Source organism: Acetobacter fabarum, from assembly GCF_040702925.2.
Lineage (GTDB): Bacteria > Pseudomonadota > Alphaproteobacteria > Acetobacterales > Acetobacteraceae > Acetobacter > Acetobacter fabarum_B.
The window spans coordinates 1-14,433 of record NZ_JBFCXX020000034.1 but is presented as its reverse complement, the minus strand read 5'-3'; the positions used below and the strand labels follow the sequence as shown (position 1 = coordinate 14,433).

The window sequence follows — 14,433 nt, the reverse complement described above, 5'->3', positions numbered from 1 at the left end:
CGCGGGGTGGAGCAGCCCGGTAGCTCGTCAGGCTCATAACCTGAAGGCCGTAGGTTCAAATCCTACCCCCGCAACCAGAAATTCCGTTTAATGTCAAACACTTAGGCCGCATCAAGGGCGGCCTTTTGCGTTTCGGCGCCACGCGCAGGATGCACATAGGATGCAGTTGGGAGTGAAAGCGCAGCGTAGTTGGGGCTGATCGCAGGTGTTTCATGATCGCGTGTTGGGTGTGATGTGACCTTGCCCCCTGAAATGCCCTTGATTTGAAGTAAGGTCTGTCCACTGGAGACAGACGATGAAGAAAGCGCGATTTGCGCAGGACCAGATTATCGAGATCCTGAAAGAGCATCAGGCGGGCGCGACGGCTGCGGATCTGTGCCGCAAGCACGGGATCAGCGATGCGACGTTCTACACCTGGTGGTCGAAATATGGCGGGATGGATGTGTCGGAAGCGCGGCGGCTCAAGGCTCTGGAAGACGAGAACGCGAAACTGAAGCGGCTCCTGGCCGAGAGCGTGATGGACGTCTCGACGCTGAAAGAGCTCCTGGCAAAAAACTCGTGACGCCCGGTTTGCGGCGCGATGCCGTGACCTGGGCGATCCGGGAGAAAGACTGTTCGCAACGCCGCGCGTGCCAGTTGGTCGGCATCAATCCGAAGACGTGGCGCTATGCGTCATGCCGCCCGGACGACAAGGCAGCGCGTGCCCGTCTGCGGGAACTGGCGGGAGAGCGGCGCCGGTTCGGGTATCGGCGGCTGCACATCTTGCTCAACCGCGAAGAGATCGCCATGAACCACAAGAAGCTGTTTTGGCTGTATCGCGAGGAGGGGCTGTCGGTCTGCAAGCGGGGCGGTCGGAAACGGGCGCTGGGCACGCGTGCGCAATGGTGCTGCCCGACGGGCCGAACCAGCGCTGGAGCCTAGGCTCAGGACTCATTCTTTGAGATAGAAGATGAAGCTTGCTGCGATGTGGATTGCGGACACGAAGGTATGAGCGCACCGGTCATATCAGGTCGCAACGCGTCGCCAGTCCTTCAGCTTTGCGAACATGTTTTCGATCAGATGACGCTTTTTATACAGATGCCAGTTGTAAGGCAGCTTTGATTTCCGGTTCTTTTTCGGGGGAATACAGCCAGTGATATTACGTTCTGCAAGCGTAACCTGATCCGGTTGCTGTCATAACCTCTGTCCCCAATGACGTCTTCTGTCTCATCGGGGAGGTCTGCCAGAAGCACGTCTGCGCCTCTGAAATCACTGACCTGTCCCGCAGTCAGATGAAGACGGACAGGTCGGCCCTGATCATCGCACACGGCATGAAGTTTTGAGTTCAGGCCGCCTTTTGTCCGTCCGATATGGCGGGGAAAAGCCTCTTTTTGAGCAGGGACGCCGATGTCCGGTGTGCCTTGAGGTGTGTTGCATCGATCATCAGACGCTTTGAACAGCCAGCCTGTTCTGTCTGGGCGACAAAGATCCTGTCAAAAACACCAAGGCGGCTCCACCGGATAAAGCGATTATACAAAGTCTTGTGCGGACCATATGCTTTCGGGGCGTCTTTCCACTGAAGACCGTTGCGGATCACATAAACGATCCCGCTCAGAACACGCCGGTCATCCACGCGTGGCACTCCGTGCGCCAGAGGGAAAAACGGCTCAATCCGCTCCATCCGCCTCTCAGACAGCATAAACACATCACTCACAGGCCCACCCTCCATTGGTAAGCCTGTGGATCACAACCTCTCGCTCAGTTCAATAAATTAATAGGTCCTGAGCCTAGACTTCGTGTCGGACGCGCTGAACAGCGGACGGCACTTCCGGGTGCTGACGGTGGTCGACGACTACACCCGGGAATGCCTCGGTCTGGTCGCCGACACATCGCTGTCAGGCGAACGGCTTGGCTGCGAGTTGGACCGGATCGCAGAAATATGCGGCTTCCCCTTGATGATTGTCAGTGACAATGGCACCGAGATGACCTCGAACGCGATCCTAGCCTGGCAGCAGAAGCGGTCGGTGCTGTGGCACTATATCGCGCCGGGAAAGCCGCAGCAGAACGGGTTCGTCGAGAGCTTCAACGGCCGGTTCCGCGACGAATGCCTCAATGAGCATCTGTTCCGCAATCTCGCTCACGCCCGTTCCGTCATCGAGAACTGGCGGGCCGACTATAACGCCGTCAGGCCCCACACCAGCCTCAATGGCATGACGCCAGAGGCTTTCGTTCAACACACCAACAAGGCATTCAACAACCCACAGACCCTAACTCAAAACTGGGGGCACGTTCGGGGCAGGGTCAAACTGAGCGAGAGGTTGTGATTCACAGGCTGGTGGGCCTGTGAGTAATGTGTTTATGCTGTCTGAGCGCCAGATGGAGCGGATTGAGCCGTTTTTTCCTCTGGCGCACGGAGTGCCGCACGTGGATGACCGGCGTGTTCTGAGCGGGATCGTTTATGTGATCCGCAACGGTCTTCAGTGGAAAGACGCCCCGAAAGCATATGGTCCGCACAAGACTTTGTATAATCGCTTCATCAGGTGGAGCCGTCTGGGTGTCTTTGACAGGATTTTTGTCGCCCTGACAGAACAGGCTGGCCGTTCGAAGCGTCTGATGATCGATGCAACACATCTCAAGGCACACCGGACATCGGCCTTCCTGCTCAAAAAGGGGCTTTTCCCCGCCATATCGGACGGACAAAAGGCGGCCTGAACTCAAAACTTCAAGCCGTGTACGATGATCAGGCCGACCTGTCCGCCTTCATCTGACTGCGGGACAGGTCAGTGATTTCAAAGGGGCTGATGTTCTGCTGGCGGACCTGCCGGATGAGACAGAGGAAGTCATCGGTGATCGGGGATACGACAGCAATAAAATCAGACAGTCTCTCGCAGACCGGAACATCATCGCCTGTATTCCGCCGAAGAAGAACAGGACATCAAAGCCACCTTACAATTGGCATCTGTATAAAAAGCGCCACCTCATCGAAAACATGTTCGCAAAGCTCAAAGACTGGCGACGTGTTGCGACCCGGTATGACCGGTGCGCTCATACCTTCATGTCTGCAATCCACATCGCAGCAAGCTTCATCTTTTATCTCAAAGAATGTGTCCTGAGCCTAAGTTCGAAAGCAGACGTCGATATTTATCCTAAAGTGCGGAGCATGCTTTCAGAGCATCCATGGTTCTCCTCCGGTCTTGCGATGTTAACGGCAAAATTGGACGCGGAGGCTGGGCGGACGACAGTTCCAGAAGATTGATGGCAGCATAAGCAACACGCAGGCTTCCAAATTTCCGAAAAAGTGCCCATATCGGCTCCAGCATCTGCTGATACTGGTTTACGGCATGGACATCGCCCTCATGTGCGGCTGTCACCATCGCCTTGGCCATCTTTGGCAGGAAGCCGCCCAGAACGCTAAACCAGCCATCACTTCCGGCAAGCAGGGCTTCCGCCGCAATCCAGTCTCCACTGTAGCCTATAGCGATTTTTCCAACCGGGCTGGATCGTAGCTCGGCCAGTTCCTGTGCGACCGTGCCTTCTGCCGGAGCGGGCATTTTCACGGCGGCGATGTTGGGTAACTCTGCCAGCCGTTCAAGAAGCTCACGGCTGAATCTGAAATGGGTTGTACTGGGATTGTTGTAGATGCAGAGCGGTAGAGACGTAACTTCGGCCACTGCTTTGTAATGCTGATAGGCTTCTTCATGAGTCAGGGGCGTATAGGATACAGGGGCCATCAGCAGACCGTCGGCACCTTCGGCCGCGGCATCGCGTGCAAGGTTCTGGGCATCGTCGGTGCGCAGCGTGCCGATGCCCACGATCAGCGGCGTTTTCCCTACGACCGTTTTGACGGCTGCGCGAATGGCGCGGCACCGCTCGGTGCGGCTCAGATAAGTATAGGTTCCGGTGCTGCCTAACAGGCCAATGGAGTCTACACCGTTACTCGATAGATGTGCCGTCAGGCGCATGACACCCTCCATATCCACCACACCATGTTCGTTGGCGGGCGTAATGGGGAAAGCGGATAGACCGTGAAAGATCGACATTGTTAGACCTCGTTACCGGATGGAACATTGACGCCCATTGATTTCAGGTAGCGCTGGATGTTGCGGGCTGCCTGCCGGATGCGTTGTTCGTTTTCCACCAGTGCAATCCGGACATAGCCTTCACCATTTGCACCATCTCCGACACCTGAGGCAACGGCGACTTTGGCGTGGGTCAGAAGCTGTTTTGAGAATTCCAGACTATCGAGATGGGCCAGTGTAGGTGGAAAGGGAACCCAGACGAACATAGAGGCATGGGGACGACAGATCATCTCGGCACCGTTTGGTCTGTAGTCTCTTGTCGAGCATGTCTTTGCTGATCAGAAATCACAGACGGGGCTGTTCGTTCGAACCGTAGGCATAATGCGAGCCACTATGAGGATTGGGCTGACCACGGGCCAAAATGAACGGGAAGCCTCTCCCAGCCATCGCTTGAGCGGACAAGATAACGCAGTGCATTGATGATCTCACGAAAATCGGTTGTTCGTTTCCAGCCTGCCGGTTCGCAGGCGGCATTAGGGGGAGGGGCTATACGCTCCTATCCCTCATCGGCTTTGTTGCAGAAATACTGGCAAGGGATTCCCTGTTTGAATCCAGTTTGTTAGCTGTGAGTGATGAGCAAGCCGAAGCGCACGCGCTACCGAACGACGAACTGGTCCTCCTACAACGCAGCACTGAAGAAGCGTGGGTGTCTGACGGTGTGGTTTGACCCGTCCATGAATGGGGAAGGTCTTCCGACGGGGCGCCGCGGTCGCCAGCGAAGTTACAGCGATGCTGCGATCCAGGCCTGTCTGACGCTGAAGGTTCTGTTTGGTTTTGCCCTACGACAGACGACGGGCTTTGTCGAAAGCCTCCTGCGTTTGGCGCGGCTGGCATGGTCTGTGCCGGATTTCAGCACGCTGAGTCGTCGGCAGAAAGCCCTGACGGTCGATATCCCCTATCGCAGTTCGGACGGTCCGCTTCATCTTCTGATCGACAGCACCGGGATCAAGGTTGAGGGAGAAGGCGAATGGCACAGGCGCAAACATGGCGGTTCGAAACATCGTATATGGCGCAAACTTCATATTGCTGTTGACGAAGGCTCTCTGGAAATCCGCGCCGTTGAAATGACGGGAAACGAGATCGGTGATGCCCCGGTTCTGCCAATGCTTCTGGAGCAGATCCCTCAAGATGAAGACATCGCTAGTGTCACGGCTGATGGCGCGTATGATACAAGGCGATCCCATGACACCATTGCCGAACGTGGCGCTCAGGCCATCATTTCCCCGCGGAAAAACGCAAAGACATGGTGCCCCACATCAGCAGGAGCCATCGCCCGAAATGAAACTCTACGGGCTTGCAGACATCTCGGGCGGGCTATCTGGAGACGATGGAGTGGTTATCATCGACGAAGCCGCGTTGAGACGAAAATGCACTGCATCAAGCTGCTGGGCCAGCGTCTGACAGCACGCGATTTCGACCGTCAGATCACCGAAGTTCATGTCCGGATCGCCGTCCTCAATCGCTTCACAGCCCTCGGAATCCCCCTCACGCACCCTGTCGCGTAAGAAAACCCCTCAAAGATTGCAGCACGCCCAATCGCTGGAATTGTGCAACAGAGCCGCTTTCATGACATATAATTCCTATTGAATCCTGCTTCCTCTAACTGGTCAAGTGGGTTCCAATTATGTGGTGGAGCTACCACTTGCGAAGACCATATACATCCGGTCTCGATCCATTCCCGCCTTAATTTTTCGTGAGAAAAACCTGCATCACTATATCCAAATTGGTTTCCACAACATGGGCAGATATCGTATGAGGCACAACCATGGTCATCATAAGCCGGCTCACTAAGCTTCGCATATCCGCATATTGGGCATACATAATTGTTATTGAGCATTAAAATAATCCTGTGGTGATGAGTATCTCTGTGGGTCATAGCCTCTTGGATTTAACGGGCTTTTAGGTTCTGGTTTATAGAACGTACGAATATTCCCATCCTTACTCATAACGCCAAGGTATTACTTTGGGTACCATATCTTAAAATGTCACCATTCGAACGTATTGTCTCCAAAACATTATCTTTTTTGGTCCCGTCAGAAAATCTCTTGCTAAAATTTCATACTCCGTTTCCGATGAAGCGCCAAACTCAGAACCATGATTCTCATAGTGGACATTTAATTTTTCGTTGTCAGAAATATTGGGCGTTATTATTTGCAGGCTTTCCTTTTGGTTCTTCCCCTTCGGGTTCTGGAGCAGCAGTTCCACTGCCGCGGACGTGGATGCTCCGGTTGAAGCTGCCGAATTACAGAAGATGAACTCCTTTTCGCCTCATGAACCAGATAATCACCGTTCACGCCCATCCTGTCGAGCAACTGGCTCACAGCATAGGCAGAATGCCCCGCCTCCAATACTTCTTTAACCGCCGAAACAATGCGGGCGCCCGCAGCCGTTCCTTCAGTCACTTCCAGAGCAATAGACGCGGCTTCAACGACAAGAGGAATCAGCTGAACTAAATTGTTCTGCTCAACAGCAGATGCCGTTCCTGCACTGTTGAGAATAGCTGCTGACTGACCTCCACTGAGTGCTGCGCCGCCAGCCGCAGAAACTGCATCCGCAAGACTGTTCATCACTGCACTGACCAGAATTCTCTGCGTGTTCGGGTCACTGCTTTGCTGGACAGCCCATTTAGCGACTTCCGGCGCCGCAGCCGCTATGGTTTCCCCTGCAATCGCTGTGCCCACACCAGAAGCGGCTACATTCCCATGACCCAGAGCAGTAACACCCGCACTTCCAGCCGCTTCCAGCAGCGCGCGCCCGTAATTGTCCTTCCAGTTGGTTTTGTCAAATATTTCGAGAAAATCCTGATATCATATGATTTAATAAATAGTTTTTCAAAATTTCGATTTAATTTTATTCTTGTATTTTATTTATTTTATCTTTAAAATTAACAAATGACTGTATATCGGTTTCCCATGTTGATATTTTTTGGTCATCTTCATCAATAAGTCGTAAAGGTCCCAGATCGACCTCATTAAAAATTACTTTGTCTAATGGATACTGATCAGCAAATATTATCCTATTTTGTAAATAAACAATATTGTCTTGGAAATAACACGGCCATGATATAAAGAAATTAGATGTGTTCGGATTGTGGAGATCAACAAGAAAATAAGATTTTTTCTCCTTTAAAAGTAACTCTGCTGCATGTCGCCATTGCTTCTGATAAGAAGCCTTATCAAAAAAAGTCGTATTCGAAAAAAATATTTCGTTGAAATCATCGACAATTATTTTTCCCCAGTAACCGTCTTCATCATAATAATTACCACTTTTTTCAAAAAACAAGTCAAACATAGCTATCCCTTTATCGGATTGAGTGAAGAATCAAACGTGCCCATTCTGTCACCTTTTTTATTAAACATTTTCCATCCATTTTCAACATTATGAGCATCAGTGTCTCTTGTGATAAATGCTCTCCCATTCCAATAACTTGGCTGACCATGGGAATTAAAAGGGAGTTTATTGTAGGGAACCCTTTTCTTATAGCCTAGTGCAGCAGCACGAATTTTATCCCATGCGTTTCGGGTTAAGTTTTCCGGGCGATCCTCCGATCCGTTTTTTTTCGGCTTATCTCCTTCAGGTTCTGGAGCAGCGGCTCCACTGCTGACTGGCCTCCACTCAGTGCTGAGCCGCCAGCCGCAGAAACTGCATCTGCAAGACTGTTCATCACTGCACTGACCAGAATTCTCTGCGTGTTCGGGTCACTGCTTTGCTGGACAGCCCATTTAGCGACTTCCGGTGCCGTAGCCGCTATGGTTTCCCCTGCAATCGCTGTGCCCACACCAGAAGCGGCTACATTCCCATGACCCAGAGCAGCAACATCCGCACTTCCAGCCGCTTCCAGCAGCGCGTGCCCGTAATTGTCCTTCCAATTCGTTTCGTCAAAACCTGAAACACCTGTATTATGCAGGGTATCTGCAACCAGACCGCCGACTTCACCTACAACCTGTGATCCGACCTGCTGGATCTGCAGGTCGTTCTGCATCTTCTGCGCATCAAAGCTGTTCGTCAGTGGATGATTGGCACTCGAAGGATCACGCGAGAGCGTGCCGCTTACACTCCTTGCTGTGACCACCACGTTTGCCCCGATTGCTGACTGGGTTACAGAACGGGCATCCTGATGCACCGCAGCACCCAGAAGACCTCCCGCGTTGGACGCCATGCCCGTACCAATCGCCGTCAGCATCCCACCCGTGCCACCACCCGTCGCACCACCGGGATTCATGACATTGGCCTGATACCCCATCGTCTTCGCACTGGCATCGGCATAATTGGCAATGTCGTTGGCGATCAGCGAACCGGTTGTCAGATGGTTCAGAGCCGCATCGGCCGTGCTTTCGATAACGCCCCCGTTCAGCGTCGTCGCATCCGCCACAGAAACAGTCAGGCCACTCGCACCCGCATAAAGCCCGGACTGGGTCGCTTCCGTCGACGCGTAACTGTCTGTCGTCTTGCTGTGGCTGAAACTCGCACTCCCGCCTATATCTCCTGCTCCCCACACCGGAACAGATCATACATTTGGGAATATTACACGTGTAATCAGAACAGTGATTGAGACTTTTTAAAATTTCACAGGATAAAAAGCATGTTTGTCAAATCCAACATCATTGGCGTTAAATATATCTATAAGTTTCTGATCATAAAGATTACCATCACCTGAACGCTGCCACGCGTCTAAAAAATGCTGCCCTTGTTCCGTTAAATACAGCTGATATGTTGACCAGATTGCCCCCCCCTCAGCCTCATTAGGAGAGTTTTGAGACATCTGTTCAAAAATCTCATTCAGCTCTTCAGGTGTTGGACCACCATCAGTGTAATCAATTCCCATAAAACCTATTTTTATTACTCTGAAGGCAAAATCCAGCGCATCTTGGCACCATATTTTGTTATATTGGATTCCGTATATTTCCCGAAGCTGAACTCTTTTATTTCCAAAAAAATACAATAGAGTATAAACATCATGCTGGCATAGATCAAAAAAATCTTTGTATCGTATTAATGTTTTCATTTTCTCCCCCTTGGGAAACTTTAATTTCAAATTTTTGTTGTTGTTTATTTTCCCATATCATCTGATTTTACTTCCACAGTTGCTATATCGTTTGGTGTGAAAATACTTGCCGCTGCTGTCGAACCTTCCGGCGTTGTGCTGGTGACTGTCGTGCTCGCCTTCTCAAGGGCAAACTCAATATTGGGCTTCGCTGCGATCGGATCGATGTTACTTTCTTCCCCGCGCTTATTTAAAATATCTTTTTTTGCCAGAGATAATGCGAAGACGAATATGTCATATCTCACTTTGTTTTTTTTACATTTCTCCTCACAATCGGGGAATACTATGCTAATTTTATCAATTCCATCGTCCGTAGACAAAAGACATATATATACTCCGTCAATGTATATCTCACAAACTAGATTGTTATATTCAGAATCACTGAATATTTTTGTTTCTATTATTGATCCATAAAAATCAAACTTCATGGTTCTGGAAATCCTCTAAATATACCGTTAGTATCGAAGCGTGCTCCTCGGCCGTTACCTGCTATCACATCTTTTCCTTCAAATCTGTTCCCGTTGTTAATCATTTATGTGTGTCACTAAGTATGGCATCTAGGGTCTGTTAGATCTTGAAATTCTTCCCATATTATAAGGATGGAAGAAGGAGACGGGACAGGCATTTTTACGGACGAGACATGGGCGATCTGGGAACCTCTGATCGGGGCGGTTCGTCCAAAGGGCGAGACGCCACTCTATGATCTGCGGCGCATGATAGCAGCGATTTTCTGGCGTCATGAGAATGGTGCGAAATGGCGGCGTATCCCCGCTGTACTGGGGCCGTGGTGGTGGGCGGCACAGCTTTTCATCCGCTGGGCGAGGCGCGGCGTATGGAAACGCATGCTCGAACGGGTTCAGGCGCAACGTGGCGTGGCGCTCGGAATGACTTTTCTTCTGGATGACACGAATATCAGGGCTCACCATAAAGCGGCGGGAGCCCAAAAAAAGGGGCCTGTTTCGAAGAACCAGACCATCGTGAAGTACTTGGCCGCTCTCGCGGCGGCTATGGCACAAAAGTCTGCGTGATGGCAGACGGACATGGGAACCCGGCCGGCCATTCCCGCGAAACGACGCGACGGGCTGGTCGCCTGCCCAAAATGGGCCTATCGGTGTCGACATCTTGTCGAGAACCTCTGGGCGCGCTTCAAGGAATGGCGTGCTGTTGCAACCAGATATGAAAAAACAGCAACGTCGTTTCTCGCGGTCATCCACATCGCTGCCACAGCAGACTGGATTAAGCCCTAACAGGCCCTAGACCCTTACATTTTATTTTGCGTCAATATTTTATAGGATAGAAAGCATGTTTATCGAAACCGACGTTATGGGCATTGAATATATCAATCAGTTTCTGTCCAAAAAGTGTATCATCACCAGAAGTCAGCCATGCATCAATAAAATTACGGCCTTTTTCCATTAAATCAAACTGATAGGTTGTCCATATTACTCCTCCATCCATTCCATTTGGGGAATTGTGGGACATCTGCTTGAACATATCATCCATTCCTTCATCTGTAGGATCCGGATAGAAATACTCGACACCCATAAAATTTATTTTTGTTGCTCTATAGGCAAAATCGAGAGCTTCCTGACACCATGTACTCGCGTAACCAACTCCCGAAATTTTGTACAGTCGGAAACTTTCGGAAGACCAGAAATAAAACAGGGTGTTAACATCATGACGACAGATTTCAAGAAACTTTTTGTATTGAAGGATTAATTCCATGTTCTATTCTCCCGGGAGTTTTAATTTTAAAACACGACCTTTGTTAAGAGTCACAACATTTTTCATTTTTATTTCAATTGTCATCACATTCTCTGGTGTCTGCCGACCCGCCGCCCCAGCAGGTCTATACGCTACAGCACTGTCATCCGCAAATTGAGCATACCATCCTGTATATCCGTTCACTATCACAGGTTTTACTAATAACGGAACAGTATTCCCCAAAGCCTGTTTTGCAAAGGCTTCTGCCGTGGCGTGAGGGGCGCTACTCACTGACATTATTCGCACGCTCCCTGTGCCTTTTGTGCCGACAAAATTGAAAAACTGTCCGTCTGGACAGTCGACATTACTCATGGGGACCGGGTTCGCAAATATCGTTTACAACATACGCCAACCCCTGTTCAGGGAGAGGATGAACGCCCCAGCATAAAAATACAGAAGATGGATCTATCGCTCCACTAAGATTAAAATCAATATTCTGAACAAAAAATAAACAATACGTGCTGCATGGTTAAAAATAATGTTACATGTCGCCTAATAAGTGTTATTTTATATTTTTAAACCGTGTATTATTTAGAAATAATCACTAGTAAATGATCAAATTCACTTTTTATGTTTATCTCTTTTAATTGAAAAATAACATGAAACGGGATTGCTGGACGATCCCATGCCACTCCTAAGTTTATGGGTTTGCTCCATTCTTCACCAGCAGAAGACAGAGTTTCTATAAACCCTTTAAGAACTGTTCTTTCTTCTTTTATTAATATATTTTCTGAATTTTGAAAAAATAATACATATTCTTTTTGGTCTATCCATTCGAGATCAGTCAGAATCTCCAAGAGAGCGTTATAATTTTTCCCTGCATAGTCTGGGGCGCGAAGTTTTTTATATATCTCATTATAAGCGTCATCAGTTGTTTGCATCGCATCACCCGATAAAATGATCGGATCAGTAAATTTGAATTTTTCTTCTCTATCTTCAGTTTGGAAAACCCATGGACCGTTGGTATTTTTTAGTGTGAAAATATCAAACATTTTATTTTAATCCATTCCTTTGAATGCCTGATAGTGATCAGATGTATAGTAAGATTTCCCGTTGCTGCCTATAACAAGATATTCTTTGCCACGATTAACCCCGCGGATATATGGACTTACATCATATTCCTTATATGTTATCGGGTTCCCGAATTCATCGCTACGCGGCAAAAATTCACTTTTCCCACATCCATCATTTTTGAAATTCCAACTTCCTTTATATCCATCAGATGGAGGGATCGAAGAACCGTTTTTTTGAACGTCTGTTTTCTGATTTTAAGGTTATGGCGTTTTGATTGATGGTTGTCAGGGTAACTTTTCCTCTGCGTTTTGATCTGTGTGGCGATATTGCCCCCGCTCAACTGCTAGGCGGTCGCACTGATCCGCTTCAGGAAGATAAAGCGGCACATGTTGTAGACGATGCCCGACGCGATAGAGATCTGCCCGCATTGGAAGGGAAAGCAGAACTATTTGCGCATTGAGGGATTTCCCTTATTTCCTCTCCACCGCAACGGTCTATGATCCAAGTTGTGCCGTGTCGTCCTGCTCTGTTTATGGAGATTCACAGGTTTCACCGTAAGCTGGTTACAGGCGACAGGTTTCATAACAGGAGAAGCTCCATGAGCAACGAACAACTGAGCCGCGCTCCAGTATCTGACCGTGCGGAAGACAATGCTTTCTTCCCATCAGAATACTCTCTGACCCAGTACACGTCTTCGAAGACCGACTTTGACGGCACGACCTATCCGAAGCCCTATACGGGTGGAAAATGGAAGGTCCTGATGATCGGTTCACAGGAACGGTATCTGATGATGAAGGGCGGCGAGTTTTTCTCGACCGGCAACCATCCTGTGGAGATGCTGCTGCCCATGTACCATCTCGACGCGGCCGGGTTTGAAATCGAAATCGCGACTATTTCTGGCGACCCGGTCAAACTTGAATGGTGGGCTTTCCCGCACGAGGATGAGGCCGTCAAGTCAATTTACAAAAAATACGAAAAACAGCTCAAACAGCCCAAAAAGCTGGCTGACGTGATAGGTGAGGGTTTTACAGCCGAAACCCCGTATCTCGGTGTCTTCATCCCCGGTGGTCATGGCGTGCTCAATGGTATTCCCTTCAGCAAGGAAGTCGGTGACATCCTGCATTGGGCGCAGGCCAATGAGCGTTTTACGATCTCTCTCTGTCACGGCCCGGCCAGTCTGCTGGCCACGGCGGTTGATGGCGGCAGGTTCGCCTATGAAGGGTATGAGATGTGCGTGTTCCCGGATAGTCTGGACACCGGGGCCAACATCGAGATCGGTTACATTCCCGGACCGATGACATGGCTGGTCGGTGAAAATCTTCGTAAACACAACGTCAAGATTCTCAATGCCGGAATTACCGGGCAGGTCCATCGCGATCGTCACCTGTTGACGGGTGACAGCCCGCTGGCCTCCAACAATCTCGGCAAACTTGCCGCCGCGGCCCTTCTCGAAGCTGCCAACGCATAACATAAACCGGGAGTCCCGGATGGCAACGTGCTGGCAGGTCGCCAGCAGCCGTGTGGGCCTCCCGTTTTTCCATAGCCCTGCGGGCCCGTGTGGCTGCCAGGGTGGCTCTGGCCCGGCTTACGCTACCGGTCCCGCCCTGTAGGCTATACTTGTCCCGTAATCCTGAAGATGAAAGCAGAACACATGTCTCGTGCATGGAACCTCATATCCCGTCCGAAGGGTTCTCCGACCATGGAGAACTTCGCTCTGCGGGACACACTCGATCAGCCGTTGAAAGAGGGCGAGATCAGGGTTTCGAACAGCTTCTTTTCTGTCGACCCTTACATGCGCCCGCGCATGGACGAGGGAGACAGCTACATTGCGCCGTTCGCACTGAACGAACCGATGACGGGGGCTGCTGTTGGCCGGGTGGTCGAAACGCGGTCCGAGCGTTTTAAGGTTGGTGATCGGGTCAGTCATTTTCTGGGCTGGCGGGATGTTGCGACCCTCAGGGCTACGGACGCGCTTGCCCTGCCCGCAGGAGATCTCAAGGACGAATACTTTCTTGATGTTCTGGGAACAATCGGCATGACGGCCTATTTCGGGCTGTTTGATGTGGCGCAGGCCAGACCGGGTGACATCGTCTTCGTTTCCGCTGCGGCTGGTGCTGTCGGATCGCTTGTGGTGCAGATTGCCAAACTGCGCGGCATGACGGTTATTGGCTCGGCTGGTGGCAAGGAAAAATGCGACTTCGTGCGGTCTCTGGGGGCCGATCATGTCATCGACTACAAAACGCCCGGCCCGTTCGAGGACAAACTGCGTGCTGTGGCGCCAGAAGGTCTGGATGTCTACTTTGACAATGTTGGTGGCGAGCAGTTCGACGCGGCAATGGGCGTTGCCAGACGCAATGCCCGTTTTGCGATCTGTGGCATGATCGGCATGTACAATTCCGATGCTCCGATCGGGTTTTCGAACCTGTTTCGGGTCATTTCCATGCGCTTGCAGGTTCGTGGTTTCATCAACAGTGATTTTGTTGATTTTCACTGAGAACTGACCCGGGTAGGGCGGAAATTTTCATCGAGATTTGACCCATGCCTTCACACTCC

At 50.5% G+C, this 14,433-nt stretch carries 15 protein-coding genes, 1 tRNA gene and 6 pseudogenes; 8 read left to right on the top strand and 14 right to left on the bottom strand.

Annotated features, from left to right (window positions below; genetic code table 11):
• A tRNA-Met gene (locus AB2L51_RS14420) sits at positions 1–77 on the top strand.
• A 218-nt stretch (positions 78–295) separates the two neighbouring features.
• Positions 296–920: pseudogene (locus tag AB2L51_RS14415) on the top strand (transposase); the annotation flags it as partial.
• Positions 921–930: 10 nt separating this feature from the next.
• On the opposite strand, the pseudogene AB2L51_RS14410 reads toward AB2L51_RS14415, so the two are convergent.
• Positions 931–1,693, bottom strand: a pseudogene (locus tag AB2L51_RS14410) (IS5 family transposase).
• A gap of 70 nt (positions 1,694–1,763) precedes the next feature.
• Between AB2L51_RS14410 and AB2L51_RS14405 the strand changes: the two are divergent.
• A pseudogene (locus tag AB2L51_RS14405) lies at positions 1,764–2,303 on the top strand (integrase core domain-containing protein); the annotation flags it as partial.
• Positions 2,304–2,322: 19 nt separating this feature from the next.
• Positions 2,323–3,076 (top strand): annotated as a pseudogene (locus tag AB2L51_RS14400) (IS5 family transposase); the annotation flags it as partial.
• Between the two features lie 49 nt (positions 3,077–3,125).
• On the opposite strand, the gene AB2L51_RS14395 reads toward AB2L51_RS14400, so the two are convergent.
• From AB2L51_RS14395 to AB2L51_RS14385, 3 genes and pseudogenes are all read right to left on the bottom strand, one after another.
• Positions 3,126–4,019, bottom strand: a complete 894-nt coding sequence (locus AB2L51_RS14395) for a dihydrodipicolinate synthase family protein (RefSeq protein ID WP_395582992.1) — start codon at positions 4,017–4,019, stop codon at positions 3,126–3,128.
• A gap of 2 nt (positions 4,020–4,021) precedes the next feature.
• A complete protein-coding gene (locus AB2L51_RS14390; protein ID WP_395582991.1) occupies positions 4,022–4,288 on the bottom strand; it encodes a hypothetical protein in 267 nt (88 codons plus the stop codon).
• A 119-nt stretch (positions 4,289–4,407) separates the two neighbouring features.
• Positions 4,408–4,538: pseudogene (locus AB2L51_RS14385) on the bottom strand (transposase); the annotation flags it as partial.
• Between the two features lie 92 nt (positions 4,539–4,630).
• On the opposite strand from AB2L51_RS14385, the gene AB2L51_RS14380 reads away from it, so the two are divergent.
• Entirely contained in the window at positions 4,631–5,563 is a 933-nt protein-coding gene (locus AB2L51_RS14380; protein WP_395582990.1) for an IS5 family transposase, read from the top strand.
• A gap of 642 nt (positions 5,564–6,205) precedes the next feature.
• Here the strand turns inward: AB2L51_RS14380 and AB2L51_RS14375 are convergent.
• The 6 genes from AB2L51_RS14375 to AB2L51_RS14350 all read right to left on the bottom strand — a co-directional run bounded on the left by AB2L51_RS14375 (position 6,206) and on the right by AB2L51_RS14350 (position 9,530).
• Entirely contained in the window at positions 6,206–6,739 is a 534-nt protein-coding gene (locus AB2L51_RS14375) for a hypothetical protein (protein ID WP_395582989.1), read from the bottom strand.
• A 169-nt stretch (positions 6,740–6,908) separates the two neighbouring features.
• Positions 6,909–7,349: a hypothetical protein gene (locus tag AB2L51_RS14370; protein WP_395582988.1), complete on the bottom strand. Its 441-nt coding sequence runs from the start codon at positions 7,347–7,349 to the stop codon at positions 6,909–6,911.
• Between the two features lie 2 nt (positions 7,350–7,351).
• On the bottom strand, positions 7,352–7,561 hold the full coding sequence (locus AB2L51_RS14365) for a toxin C-terminal domain-containing protein (protein WP_395582994.1): 210 nt from the start codon (positions 7,559–7,561) through the stop codon (positions 7,352–7,354).
• A gap of 20 nt (positions 7,562–7,581) precedes the next feature.
• Positions 7,582–8,556 carry a hypothetical protein gene (locus AB2L51_RS14360; protein ID WP_395582987.1) on the bottom strand — a complete coding sequence of 325 codons (975 nt, stop codon included), beginning with the start codon at positions 8,554–8,556 and terminating at the stop codon, positions 7,582–7,584.
• A gap of 60 nt (positions 8,557–8,616) precedes the next feature.
• The gene (locus tag AB2L51_RS14355; protein ID WP_395582986.1) at positions 8,617–9,063 is read right to left on the bottom strand and encodes a hypothetical protein; all 447 of its coding nucleotides are present in this window, start codon (positions 9,061–9,063) and stop codon (positions 8,617–8,619) included.
• A 44-nt stretch (positions 9,064–9,107) separates the two neighbouring features.
• Positions 9,108–9,530, bottom strand: a complete 423-nt coding sequence (locus tag AB2L51_RS14350; RefSeq protein WP_395582985.1) for a hypothetical protein — start codon at positions 9,528–9,530, stop codon at positions 9,108–9,110.
• A 195-nt stretch (positions 9,531–9,725) separates the two neighbouring features.
• Between AB2L51_RS14350 and AB2L51_RS14345 the strand changes: the two are divergent.
• Positions 9,726–10,349, top strand: a pseudogene (locus tag AB2L51_RS14345) (transposase).
• Positions 10,350–10,380: 31 nt separating this feature from the next.
• Here AB2L51_RS14345 and AB2L51_RS14340 read toward each other — a convergent pair.
• The 4 genes from AB2L51_RS14340 to AB2L51_RS14325 all read right to left on the bottom strand — a co-directional run bounded on the left by AB2L51_RS14340 (position 10,381) and on the right by AB2L51_RS14325 (position 12,098).
• A complete protein-coding gene (locus AB2L51_RS14340; RefSeq protein ID WP_395582984.1) occupies positions 10,381–10,827 on the bottom strand; it encodes a hypothetical protein in 447 nt (148 codons plus the stop codon).
• 3 nt (positions 10,828–10,830) lie between these two features.
• Entirely contained in the window at positions 10,831–11,103 is a 273-nt protein-coding gene (locus tag AB2L51_RS14335; protein ID WP_395582983.1) for a hypothetical protein, read from the bottom strand.
• Positions 11,104–11,393: 290 nt separating this feature from the next.
• Entirely contained in the window at positions 11,394–11,858 is a 465-nt protein-coding gene (locus AB2L51_RS14330; protein WP_395582982.1) for a barstar family protein, read from the bottom strand.
• Positions 11,859–11,864: 6 nt separating this feature from the next.
• Positions 11,865–12,098: a ribonuclease domain-containing protein gene (locus AB2L51_RS14325; protein WP_395582993.1), complete on the bottom strand. Its 234-nt coding sequence runs from the start codon at positions 12,096–12,098 to the stop codon at positions 11,865–11,867.
• Positions 12,099–12,478: 380 nt separating this feature from the next.
• Here AB2L51_RS14325 and hchA point away from each other — a divergent pair, with 380 nt between their 5' ends.
• Positions 12,479–13,348, top strand: a complete 870-nt coding sequence (gene hchA / locus AB2L51_RS14320) for a glyoxalase III HchA (RefSeq protein ID WP_395582981.1) — start codon at positions 12,479–12,481, stop codon at positions 13,346–13,348.
• 168 nt (positions 13,349–13,516) lie between these two features.
• Positions 13,517–14,374: an NADP-dependent oxidoreductase gene (locus tag AB2L51_RS14315; RefSeq protein ID WP_395582980.1), complete on the top strand. Its 858-nt coding sequence runs from the start codon at positions 13,517–13,519 to the stop codon at positions 14,372–14,374.
• Positions 14,375–14,433 lie beyond the last annotated feature (59 nt).